This window comes from Cupriavidus pauculus (assembly GCF_002858765.1).
Taxonomy (GTDB): domain Bacteria; phylum Pseudomonadota; class Gammaproteobacteria; order Burkholderiales; family Burkholderiaceae; genus Cupriavidus; species Cupriavidus pauculus_B.
The window spans coordinates 24,492-35,549 of the sequence record NZ_PJRP01000024.1 but is presented as its reverse complement, the minus strand read 5'-3'; the positions used below and the strand labels follow the sequence as shown (position 1 = coordinate 35,549).

Below are 11,058 nucleotides of genomic sequence, written 5' to 3'. Positions count from 1 at the left end.
CAGTTCGATCAGCAGCGTGCACAGCAGGAGCGCCAGCAGCAGGACGTCCAGCGCCAGGCGCAGGATCGCCAGCGGCAGTTCGATCAGCAGCGTGCACAGCAGGAGCGCCAGCAGCAGGACGTCCAGCGCCAGGCGCAGGATCGCCAGCGGCAGTTCGATCAGCAGCGTGCACAGCAGGAGCGCCAGCAGCAGGACGTCCAGCGGCAGGCGCAGGAGCGTCAGCAGCAGTTTGATCAGCAGCGTGCGCAGCAGGAGCGCCAGCAGCAGGATATTCAGCGTCAGGCGCAGATGCGCGACCAGCAGCAGCGGCAGCTCCAGGACCAGCAGCGCCAGCAGATGGAGCAGCAACGTCAGCAGGCCGCGCAACGCCAGCAACTGGACCAGGCGCGCCAGTTCCAGGAGCAACAGCGGCAGCAGTTCGAGCAGCAGCGGCAGCAGGCAGCGCAGCGCCAGCAGATGGAGCAGCAGCGGCAGGCGCAGGACCAGCAGCGGCGCGCGCAGGAGCAGCAGCAACAGATGCAGCAGCAACAGCGGCAGGCCCAGGAGCAGCAGCGCCAGTTCCAGGAGCAACAGCGCCAGCAGCAGGACAGGCAACGGCAGTTCCAGGACCAGCAGCGCCAGCAGCAGCAACAGCAGCAGCAACAGCGGGTCCAGCAGGAGCACGCCCGCCAGGCGCAGCAGCAAGCGCGTAACGACGAGCGCCGCTGATCTCGCGCTGCAAAGACGAAGGGCGTCCGGTTGTGCCGGACGCCCTTCGTTTCTCTCCACTTACGCTTTTTTTGTACTGCTACATCACTGCTGGCATGCGCCCGCCAGCCGGGTACAGCCCCCTCCGCCTCTCTCTCTCCTTCTCTCCTTCTCTCGGTCCCGCCGCGTGCTTACTTGGCCAGCTCCGACAGGCGCACCGGCTCGATCTTGCCCTTCTGGACCCAGCCCACCACGGTATCGGCCACCGAGCCGCCCTTGGCGTCGATGCCATCCACCTCGTTCGGATTCACTTCCTTGGCCAGCGCCTTCACCGCGTCGGGCATCTTGGCGCGGATCGCCGTGGCATCAGTCGTGGTGCCGGCCAGCTTCATCGCATTGGCCAGTGCCCAGGTCATCGTGTAGTTCAGCGACATCTCCGTGGTGGCGTCGCGGCCGTCGTGCAGCTTCTTGTAGCGGGCGTTGTAGGCCTGCGCGGCCGGTCGCGCGTCGTTGACCAGCGGCATCACGCCGATCGAGCCTTCCAGCATGGCCAGGCCGTTCGTCACCTTGGCCATCTCGTCCATCTTGGCCTGGTCCATGATGATGAAGCCGCCCTTGAAGCCCAGTTCGCGGGCCTGCTTGACCACCAGTGCGGTAGGCTCGGACGGGCCGCCCACAAACATCACGTCGGGTTTGTCGGCGATGGCGCGCGACACGCCGGTGTAGAAGTCCGTGGCCTTGGTGTACGACATCGGGTTGTTGCCCACCACCTTGCCGCCGGCGCCTTCCCAGGCCGGCACGAACGCCTGCACCCAGGCTTTGGCGTAGTCGTGATCTGCCGGCACCATGGCCACGTTCTTGCCATAGCGCTTCATCTGCGCCTTCACGAACGGCTCGATATAACCGGTGTAGGCCGGGGGAATGCGGATGGTGAGCTTGTTGCCGGCGTCGGTGATGCGCGGCACGCTCGAATAGGCCATGACCAGGAATTTCTCCTGCTCGTTGAAGGCCTGCAGCGCGAAGATGCCACCCGAGTGCGGCACGAACACGGCCGGCGTCTTGTGCTGCTGCACCAGGCGGCGTGCGTTGATGGCGGCTTCGGCCGGCGCGTACTTGTCGTCCAGTGCCACCACTTCGAGCTTCACCTTCTTGCCGGCCACCTGCAGGCCGGTCGCGTTGATTTCATCCACGGCCATCTGGATACCGGACAGCACGTTCTTGCCATAGAGCGCGGCGCCGCCCGACAGCGGACCCGTGTAGCCGATCTTGACCACCTCCTGCGCCAGGGCCGGCGACGAGGCGATGATGGCGGCGGCTGCGCAGGTGGCCAGCGCGAAGAAACGACCCAATGTCTTCTGTTGCATGTGTTGTCTCCTTTGGATTTATTTATGGACTGAACCTGGCGAACCTCATCCGCCGATATACGCCTTGCGAATCCCTTCGTCCTTCAACAGCGCGTCGCGGTCGCCTTCCATCACGATGCGGCCGTTTTCGATGACATAGGCGCGATGGGCGATGCCAAGCGCCGCGTAGGCGTTCTGTTCCGCCAGCAGCACCGTGGTGCCGGCGCGGTTGATGCGCTGGATCACCTCGAACATCTGCTTGACCACCAGCGGGGCCAGGCCCAGCGACGGTTCGTCGAGCAGCAGGGCGCGGGGTCGGCCCATCAGTGCGCGGCCCAGCGCCACCATCTGCTGCTGTCCGCCGGACAACGAGCCGGCCGGGTCATCCTTCTTCTGGCGCAGGATCGGGAACATCTCGTAGACCTCTTCCAGCGTCGTCCGGATGCCCGCGCGGTCGCGCCGATGCACATAGGCGCCCAGCGTCAGGTTCTTCTCGACGCTCATGGCCGGGAACAGCTTGCGGCCCTCGGGGCAATGCACCAGGCCGGCCTGCACGATCTGCGATGGCTTCATGCCGCCCAGTTCGCGCCCGTCGAAGCGCATGCTGCCGCCGCTGGTGCGGTGGATGCCGCTCATCGCCAGGAAGATCGAACTCTTGCCGGCACCGTTGGCGCCCAGCAGCACCACCAGTTCGCCGGCCTTGGCGTGCAGCGTGATGTTGTCCAGCGCACGGAAGCTGCCGTACGACAGCGAGACACGTTCAAGCTGCAACATGGTCGGCTCCCAGATAGGCTTCGATGACGCGCGGGTCCTGCTGGATCTGCGCGGGCGTGCCCTCGGCGATCTTCTCGCCGTAGTTGAGCACCATGATCTTGTCGGCCAGCCGCATGATCATGTCCATCTTGTGTTCGATCAGGCAGACCGTCTTGCCATGGCGCACCATCTTGCGGATCAGCTCCGCCAGGCCAACGGTTTCCTCGGGGTTCACGCCGCCGGCCGGCTCGTCGAGCAGCAGCAGGTCGGGGTCGGTGGCGAGGGCGAGGGCAAAGGCCACGCGCTTGCGCGCTTCCTGCGTGATGTCGGCGGCGATCTCATGCGCCAGGTGTGACAGGCCGACAAAATCGAGCGCCGCCTCGGCTTTCTCGCGGCACAGTTTTTCTTCCTCGCGCAGGCGGCGCGAGTTGAGCAGCACGTCCGCCAGGCCGGATTTGGTGCGCAGGCGGTGACCGACGATCAGGTTGTCCAGCACCGTGGCGCGATCGAACAGCGACGTGGCCTGGAATGTGCGGGCCACACCCAGCCGGGCGATCTGGTCGGCCCGCTGGCCGGCCACGTTCTGGCCCTTGATGAGGATCTGGCCCGACGACGGCGCGTGGGTGCCGGCGATCAGGTTAAAGAACGTGGTCTTCCCGGCGCCGTTGGGGCCGATGATTGCGTTGATATGGCCGGTCTCGAACGTCACCGAGACATCGTGTACCGCGGTCAGGCCGCCGAAGGTCTTCGTCAGGTTGCGGATCTCAAGCATTCTCGGCTCCCGGGTGGGTGGTGGGGACGGGGGCGGGCTGTGCCGCGCGTGCGGCGGCCAGCTGGCCACGGCGCTGCGCGGCGGCGCGGCGCGCCTGGCGCTTGAGGTACGACCCCACGATGCCGTCGGGCACGAAGATGATCAGCAGGATCAGCACCGGGCCGAACACCAGCATGCGGTAGTCCTGCAGGAACTGCAGGGTCTGCGTGACCCACGGCACCAGCACGGCGCCCAGCAGCGGCCCCAGCAGCGTACCGGTGCCGCCGACCAGCATCGACATCACCATGTCGAACGTGATGTCGGTGCGGGCGATGTCCGGCCCCAGAAAGCGCACCTGGCCGGCATAGAGCGCACCGGCGAACCCGGCATAGGCCACCGACAGCACGAACGACATCACCTTGGTGCGCATCAGGTTGATGCCGAGCGCCTCGGCCAGCGCGTCGCTGTTGCGCACGGCCATGAAGCTGCGGCCCAGCAGCGAGCCCACGATCCGGTGCATCACGAACGTGCCGATCGCCAGGAAGAACAGCACCAGGTAGTACTGGGACTGCACGCTGTCGAATGCAATCGGTCCGATCGCGGCCGGCACCGGAATGCCGATCAGCCCGACCGCGCCGTGGGTCAGCCCTTCCCACTTTTCGATCACCAGGTAGATGATGTAGCCCACGCAGAGCGTGAAGATCGAGAAGTAGTGGCCCTTCAGGCGCAGCGACACCACGCCAACGCCGCACCCCACCACCATGCAGACCACGCCCGACAGCGCGAAGGCCAGCCAGAACGGCAACTGGTGGTCGACGGTCAGGATGCCCAGCGTATAGGCGCCGATGGCCATGAAGCCGCCGTGCGCCAGATTGAGCTGGCCGGTGTAGCCGGTCAGCAGGTTCAGCCCGAGCGTGGCGATGGCGGTGATGAACGCAAGCGTCATCACGGTCAGGAAGTAGCTGTTCGGAACCACCAGCGGAAACGCGATGGCGGCGGCCAGCAGCAGCGTCCAGCCCGTCTTGCCTTGCAGTGCTTTCATGTCGGTGTCTCCTCAGGCGGCGCGGCCGGCGAACAGGCCCTGCGGACGCACCGACAGGATGATCACGAGCAGCAGGAACGCGATGATGTCCTTGTAGTCGGTGGAGATGTAGAAGCCACCGAAGCTCTCGGCCATGCCGATGATCAGCCCGCCGACGATGGCGCCGGGAATGCTGCCCATGCCGCCCAGGATGATGATCACGAAGGCCTTGGTGATCACGAGGTTGCCCATGCTCGGGTACACCAGGTTGATCGGCGCGTAGAGCGTGGCGGCAATCGCGGCCAGCGCGCCCGAGATGGCGAACACCAGCAGCGTCACGCGCATGGCATCGATGCCGACCAGCGCCGCGCCTTCACGGTTCTGCGCCATGGCGACGATCGTGGACCCGGTGACCGTCCGCGTCAGGAACAGATGCAGCAGGACCATGAGCCCGAACGCGGCGACGATGATCAGCAGGCGCTGCAGCGGCGCGGTGAGGCCGAAGATTTCAACCATCTGGCCATAGGGCGTGGGCATGCGGTGGAAGTCGGCGCCCCACAGCGCCTGCGCGCCGGCTTCGAGAAACAGCAGGATGCCGATGGCGGCGATCATGTCGTGAATCTCGGGCGCGTTGCGCAGCGGGTGGAAGACCAGGCGGTCCGCCAGCATCGACAGCACGGCCACCACTGCGGCAGCGGCCAGCATGGCCAGCCAGTAGTTCAGGCCGAGCGTGGTCATCGCGAAGTACGACACATACGCACCGGCCATGTACAACGCGCCGTGCGCAAAGTTGGGCACGTGCAGGATGCCGTAGACAAGGGTTAGTCCCAATGCCACCAGGCTATAGACGCCGCCCAGGGTGAGACCGTTGAGGAACTGCTGGAAAAACAAGGCCATGCGTTGTCTCCTTGCGTTGGTGTGCCATGACGGCACCCGCGCTGTCTCTGACGCCGTGTCGTGTTCTCGCACGGTCGTTCGTTTTCGGCGACTTTGCATAGCGATTCAGCGAGCGTCAAGCAATCGGACGTAGTATTCCGATACGCGAAATAGCTAGCCCGCATGCCGCCGTGCCACGTCGGTGAATTCCCTGATTTCAGCGTGCAAGTGGCCCGGTGCGGGGTGGCGTGGGGCATATTGGCCGCGATATGTATGGCGCGTATGGCCCCAATGATTTCGCTACATAGCGTCGTGTATCGGGCACGGAAACTGATATCAATCGCACCATGAAGCGCACGACCTCGATTCCGCAGCCGCCCGATTCCGCCCTGGTGTCGTGCGAGGCCGCACACGCGATGGATGGCGAGGACCGTAACTTCGTCACGGCGCTGGCGCGCGGGCTGGAGCTGCTGCGTGCCTTCGGCCCGGGCGATGACTTCCTGGGCAACGCCGAACTGTCCCGGCGTACGGGTATTCCCCGACCCACGGTGTCGCGACTCACGTACACGCTGGCCAGCGTCGGCTATCTCGTCTACGTGGAAGACCAGGAGAAGTACCGCATCGGCCAGGGTGCGATGTTGCCCGGGCAGCGTTATCTGTCCGGCGCTGGCATCCGCAACGTCGCGCAGCCGCTGATGCAGTCGCTTGCATTTGCCACGGGATGTACCGTCGCGCTGGCGGCGCCGGATCGGCACGACATGCTCTACCTGGAAGTCTGCCAGCCGCGTGGCGCGCTGGTCATGCGCCTGACACCGGGATCGCGGTTGCCGATGGCAACGTCGGCGATCGGCCGCGCCTGGTTGGCGGGGCTGCCTGGGCCGCGGCGCACGGCCGTGATGGCCGAACTGGAGCGCCAGCACGGCGCCCGCTGGCCTGGTGTGCGAACCCGGCTCGAACGCGCCATGCGCGAGCATGCACGCCGTGGCTTCTGCGTGGCCCATGCCGAGTGGGACAGGTCGGTCAGCGGCGCGGCAGCGCCCGTCCGGCTGCTGGACGGCTCCGAAGTGCTGTCGATCAATATCGGCGGTGCGTCGACGCGGCTGTCTCCGGAAGTCCTCGAAGGTAACCTTGGGCCGCGCATTCGTGAGCTGGCCGACACACTTGCAACGCGGCTGTGGCAACCCGCGTGACCGGATTCTGAAAACGAGAAGGAGCTATCGATGGAGATTCGCAACAAGACTGTGATCGTGACGGGCGGCGGTACGGGCATTGGACGGGCGCTGGTGCTGGCATTTGCCAAGGCCGGCGCGCGCGGTGTCGCCGTGGCCGACATCGATGCCGCCGGTGCCGCGCAGGTGGCTGCCGAAGCGGCGGCCGTCGCGCCGGAGTGCCAGGTCTTCTCGCAGCGCGTGGACGTGGCCGATGCCGCCGCAGTGCAGGGTCTGGTCGATACCGCCACGCAGCGTTTTGGCCAGGTCGACGTCTTCTGCTCAAACGCCGGCATCATCCTGCGCAAGGGGCTGGAAGCGTCCGCCGACGAATGGCAGCGGATCTGGAACATCAACGTGATGGCCCACATCCATGCTGCCAAGGCCGTGCTGCCGCAGATGCTGGAGCGCGGCGACGGCTATCTGGTCAATACGGTGTCCGCCGCCGGCCTGTTGTCGCAGATCGGCTCTGCGCCGTATGCCGTCACCAAGCACGCGGCCATTGGCTTTGCCGAGTGGGTGTCGATCACGTATGGCGATCGTGGCATCAAGGTAAGTTGCATCTGCCCGCAGGGCGTGCAGACGAAGATGCTGTTCGGCGAGGGCGGCGAGCGCAAGGGATTCCTGCAGGCGGGGTCGGTCACGCCGGAGCACGTGGCCGAGAAAACGCTGGAGGGCATGGCCACCGAGAGCTTCCTGGTGCTGCCGCATCCGGAGGTGCTGGAATACTATCGCCGCAAGGGGCAGGACTACGATCGCTGGTTGCGCGGCATGCGTCGCCTGCACGATCAGGTGACGAAGGAATTCGGCAATATCGCCGTCTAGTAGCACCCGAATTTAAATAAAAGACGATTCAGGAGACAGAATCATGCGTGCTCGAATGATCCGGCGCCGCCAGGTGCTGGGGATGCTGGCCGCCACGGCCACTCTCGCCGCCGTGTCCGCAGCGCCTGCCGTGCAGGCCGCCGATGCCTACCCGACGAAGCCCGTCCGTATCGTGGTGGGTTTTCCGAGCGGCGGGGCGCCCGATATCCTGGCACGCATTTTCTCCGAGAAATTCTCGCTGGGTCAGCCGGTGGTGGTCGACAACAAGCCCGGCGCCGGCGGCAACATCGGCGGCGAAGCAGTGGCCCATGCCGCCCCGGACGGCTACACGCTGGCTATGGGCACCGTGGGTACGCACTCGATCAACGGCGCGCTTTACAGCAAGATGCCATATGACATGGTGAAGGACTTCACGCCGGTGATTTTGGTGGCGTCCACGCCAAACGTGCTGGTCGTGCATCCGTCGGTGCCGGCGAAGAATGTCCAGGAGCTGATCGCGCTGGCCAAGTCGAAGCCGGGGCAACTGACCTTCGGCACGCCGGGCGTCGGCACGTCGCTGCATGTGGCGGGCGAGCTGTTCAACACCATGGCCGGCACGAAGATCGTACATGTACCGTACAAGGGCCGGGCCATGGCCATTCCGGACCTGCTGGGTGGCCATATCACGATGATGTTCGACAACCTGCCTTCGGCGTTGCCGGTGGTGAAGGAGGGCAAGCTGCGCGCGCTGGGTGTGACCAGTGCGCAGCGCTCGGCATCGGCGCCGGACATTCCCACCATCGCGGAACAGGGCTTGCCCGGTTACGAGGCCACCTCCTGGTTTGCGATCTTCGCGCCGGCCCATACCCCGAAGGACGTCGTCGCAAAGCTCAACACCGAGCTGAACCGGATCTTCACGCTGCCTGACGTCCAGGCCAAGCTGAAGACGCTGGGCCTGGATCCGGTGCTGGGCACGCCTGACAAGCTGGCCGACTACCAGCGCAGCGAGATGGCCAAGTGGGCCAAGGTCGTCAAGGAATCGGGCGCGAAGGCCGAATAAAGACACGGCGCAAAGGCGGCGGCTAGCGGTCAGAGGGCACGCGCCGCCGCGCCAGTCTGCGGACGAAAGCGGTAGCCCACCTTGGGCACCGCCGACACGCAACTGTCCCGGTCCAGCGGATGCAGCGCGCGCCGCAGCCGCGACACCAGTTGCGTTAGGCAGTTTTTAACGGCAAGATGGCCACCGACAGCCAGAGCCTGGTGGTCAAGACGAAGGCTCAGGAGCCGCCCACGTCGCGCACGTGACGCTGGAATCCGGTACATCGTACGCGCTGTCCGCGGAAGCCTCGTCCGATCCCGATGACAATCCCCTGACCTATGTCTGGGACGCCGGCGACCTGCCGTTCAACGGCAGCGCCGACGGGCTGGTGGAAGGCGCCACGCTGTTGGTCACGGCTCCCACTGATTACTGGGTCAAGCTGACCGTGAATGACGGCACCGATACGGACCAGAGCGCGATCTTCCTGACGGTGGTCCCCGGCGAAGCATCAGAAGGCGACGTGGTGGCCGTCATCACCGGGCGCACGCAGGTCGAGAGCGGCGCAATGACGGAGCGGAAATCATGGCAAATCAAGGCGTGCGAGGTGTGAAGGGAGCGCGCGGCAAGGGCGGCATGGCGGCGCTGGCATTGCTGCTGGCCGGATCTACCGTGATTTCGGTGGAAGGCGCTCACAACCAGATTCGCGATGCCGGTGGCCACGGTGGTGGGGCGGTCCCGGCGCCGGATGATGCGCCCACGTGGCTGGAACGCCTGGAGCGCATCGAGAGGGCGCTCGGCATGGCCCACCGGAACGGGCAGCGCTGAGGCGTCCAGTCCATCAGCGGCCTAGCGATCGCGCAACCGGCTCAAGCTGACAATGGCGCCGATGGTTGCCACCGAGGCGGCCACATACAGCGCGGTTCGGGCGGCGTCGCCGCGATCCAGGCTGAACAGCAGGGCCACCACCGCAGTGCCCGTGGTTTGTCCAAGCAGGCGCGTCGTGGCCTGCGCCCCGCTTGCGCCACCGCTGCGCTCGTGCGGTGTGGCACTGATCATGGCGCGGTTGTTGGGCGACTGGAAGAACCCGAAGCCGATGCCGCACAGCGCGGTGCGCCAGGCGATGTCCAGGCTTCCCGCGTTCGGGCTCAGCACGGCCAGGCCGACTAGCCCCGCGGCCAGCATCATCAACCCCGCGCCGGCCAGCACGCTGGCGGGATATCGATCCGACAACCGGCCCGACAGGGCGGCCATGAGGGCCACCATCAGCGGCCATGGCGTGATTAACAGGCCAGTCTCCGCCAGGCTGCGGCCAAGCTGGTACTCGAGATAGAACGGCAGCGCGACAAATGCCAGCATCTGCGTCATGAACGAACAGAACGACGTGCCAACGGCCAGCGTGAAGGCGCGGCTGGCAAACAGATCGACCGGCACGAGCGGGGCCGGGTTGCCGTGCTGTCGGCGCACCAGCAACCAGCCAAGCAGGATGGCCAGCAGCAGGCCGGCCACGCCGGCAATACGCAACGTCTCGTGTCCCAGCCCGTCGACGCCAAGCACGAACAACGCGATGACCACGGCGGACAGCACGGCGCTGGGATAGTCGAATGGCCGCGGTTGCGGGGGTGTTTCGGGCAGCGCGCGGTGCGATAGCGCCAGCGCGAAGATGGCGACCGGCACGTTGACCGCGAAGAGCCAGGGCCAGCTGCCGAAACCCAGGATCAGCGCGCCCAGCGACGGCCCCACCGCAATGGTGACGCCGACCACCAGCGCATTGAGACCGATGCCACGGCCTAGCCGGGTTGGCGGATAGATATAGCGCACCAGCGCGGTATTGACGCTCATGATGCCGGCGCCCCCGATGCCCTGTATCACGCGCGCTGCAACTAGCAGCGACAGGGTTGGCGACAGCGCGCACAGCAGCGACCCCACCAGGAACGTCGCCAACCCAACCCGGTAGACGCGCTTGTAGCCGAGGATTTCGCCGAGCGACGACAAAGGCAGCAGGAAGATCGTGACCGAGAGCTGGTAGGCGTTCACGACCCAGATGGTTCGTGCCGGGTCGCTCTGCAGATCACGCGAAATGGAGGGTAGGGCGATATTGGCGATCGATCCATCCAGAACGGCCATGATCAAGCCGCAGAACACTGTCAGGATTGCCCAGGTACGCTGGGGGCGCGGAAGACCTTGGTGGGACTGCATCAGGAGGGGTGGACGGCTTGCGCTGTTCTTGGAAAATCCTGAACCCGCAGCAGAATACCGGCGCGCTCGGACGCGCCATTATGGTCCGCCATGGCGGACCATGCAAATCTGGCTCTCCTCCCCGATTGAATGTGTGGCGTGCGCGCACGGCCGTACAGCCTCACGCCGACGGGTCCATCATCCAGCGCGCTGGTCTCGTTGCGGCACGCTTGCACCGCTTCATCCAACTCATTGCCGGATGCCGTGATTGCCGTCCAACTGCTGCCTAATCGCAGAGCGATTCCACCTGGCGGCACAGCCGCACCTTGTCATCAGCGACAAGGAAAGCCCCCGCAGACCGATGCGCCCGATGGCGTAGCGCCACGGGATCGTGACGCAGC

General features: G+C 65.7%; 12 protein-coding genes. 5 read left to right on the top strand and 7 right to left on the bottom strand.

Annotated features, from left to right (window positions below):
- From CYJ10_RS35140 to CYJ10_RS31070, 6 genes are all read right to left on the bottom strand, one after another.
- Positions 1-684, bottom strand: a 684-nt coding sequence (locus CYJ10_RS35140; RefSeq protein ID WP_219621563.1) for a hypothetical protein, incomplete at its 3' end; no start/stop codon positions are given.
- Positions 685-878: 194 nt separating this feature from the next.
- Entirely contained in the window at positions 879-2,051 is a 1,173-nt protein-coding gene (locus tag CYJ10_RS31090) for an ABC transporter substrate-binding protein (protein WP_101685293.1), read from the bottom strand.
- 45 nt (positions 2,052-2,096) lie between these two features.
- Positions 2,097-2,804 (bottom strand): ABC transporter ATP-binding protein, encoded by a 708-nt coding sequence (locus CYJ10_RS31085; RefSeq protein ID WP_101685292.1) that lies wholly within the window; start codon positions 2,802-2,804, stop codon positions 2,097-2,099.
- On the bottom strand, positions 2,791-3,555 hold the full coding sequence (locus CYJ10_RS31080) for an ABC transporter ATP-binding protein (RefSeq protein WP_101685291.1): 765 nt from the start codon (positions 3,553-3,555) through the stop codon (positions 2,791-2,793). Before CYJ10_RS31080 ends, CYJ10_RS31085 begins: the two co-directional genes overlap by 14 nt.
- A complete protein-coding gene (locus CYJ10_RS31075; RefSeq protein WP_101685290.1) occupies positions 3,548-4,576 on the bottom strand; it encodes a branched-chain amino acid ABC transporter permease in 1,029 nt (342 codons plus the stop codon). The genes CYJ10_RS31080 and CYJ10_RS31075 overlap by 8 nt, the downstream gene beginning before the upstream one ends.
- A gap of 12 nt (positions 4,577-4,588) precedes the next feature.
- On the bottom strand, positions 4,589-5,452 hold the full coding sequence (locus CYJ10_RS31070; protein WP_101685289.1) for a branched-chain amino acid ABC transporter permease: 864 nt from the start codon (positions 5,450-5,452) through the stop codon (positions 4,589-4,591).
- A 326-nt stretch (positions 5,453-5,778) separates the two neighbouring features.
- Here CYJ10_RS31070 and CYJ10_RS31065 point away from each other — a divergent pair, with 326 nt between their 5' ends.
- The 5 genes from CYJ10_RS31065 (at position 5,779) to CYJ10_RS31045 (ending at position 9,307) form a co-directional block, all read left to right on the top strand.
- Complete coding sequence (locus tag CYJ10_RS31065; protein ID WP_101685288.1) at positions 5,779-6,621, top strand: IclR family transcriptional regulator; 843 nt, start codon at positions 5,779-5,781, stop codon at positions 6,619-6,621.
- Between the two features lie 30 nt (positions 6,622-6,651).
- A complete protein-coding gene (locus CYJ10_RS31060) occupies positions 6,652-7,464 on the top strand; it encodes an SDR family oxidoreductase (RefSeq protein ID WP_101685287.1) in 813 nt (270 codons plus the stop codon).
- Positions 7,465-7,507: 43 nt separating this feature from the next.
- Complete coding sequence (locus CYJ10_RS31055; protein ID WP_101685286.1) at positions 7,508-8,503, top strand: tripartite tricarboxylate transporter substrate binding protein; 996 nt, start codon at positions 7,508-7,510, stop codon at positions 8,501-8,503.
- Between the two features lie 241 nt (positions 8,504-8,744).
- Positions 8,745-9,092, top strand: a complete 348-nt coding sequence (locus CYJ10_RS31050; RefSeq protein WP_101685285.1) for a PKD domain-containing protein — start codon at positions 8,745-8,747, stop codon at positions 9,090-9,092.
- The gene (locus tag CYJ10_RS31045) at positions 9,065-9,307 is read left to right on the top strand and encodes a hypothetical protein (protein ID WP_146002156.1); all 243 of its coding nucleotides are present in this window, start codon (positions 9,065-9,067) and stop codon (positions 9,305-9,307) included. Before CYJ10_RS31050 ends, CYJ10_RS31045 begins: the two co-directional genes overlap by 28 nt.
- A gap of 21 nt (positions 9,308-9,328) precedes the next feature.
- On the opposite strand, the gene CYJ10_RS31040 is transcribed toward CYJ10_RS31045, so the two are convergent.
- Entirely contained in the window at positions 9,329-10,678 is a 1,350-nt protein-coding gene (locus tag CYJ10_RS31040; RefSeq protein WP_101685283.1) for an MFS transporter, read from the bottom strand.
- Positions 10,679-11,058: the final 380 nt, after the last annotated feature.